General features: G+C 62.4%; 1 pseudogene (cut by a window edge). It reads right to left on the bottom strand.

Features of this window, described 5'->3' with window-relative positions:
- Positions 1–145 precede the first annotated feature (145 nt).
- Positions 146–298: pseudogene (locus tag A2Z13_02590) on the bottom strand (hypothetical protein); it runs 429 nt beyond the window's last position.

The raw sequence follows: 298 nt of genomic DNA, 5'->3' as shown, positions 1-298 counted from the left end.
CCAGGCGTTTCACGCAGGCAGCACCGCGATGGGAGGACCCGTTGTCCATGATCCGGAACACGCGCCTTGCCTTGTTGTAGGGCGGCTGGGTCATCACTTGAGCCACCAGCCGATCAAAAGGAACGATCCCGGCGGCGACGTCTTCCTATTCTGCCGCCCTCCGATACCACTTCTCCATATCGGCGCGGTTCTTCGGAACACCTCGGCCTTGGCCATCCATAAGACCGAGGTTCGACGGGGCGGCAGCGTTTCCCGGTTCTGCCGCCCTCCGATACCACTTCTCCATCTCGGCGCGGTT

Source organism: Deltaproteobacteria bacterium RBG_16_64_85, assembly GCA_001798885.1.
Lineage (GTDB): Bacteria > Desulfobacterota > Deferrimicrobia > Deferrimicrobiales > Deferrimicrobiaceae > FEB-35.
The sequence above is the reverse complement of the archived record's forward strand: the minus strand, read 5'-3'. Positions and strand labels throughout refer to the sequence as shown.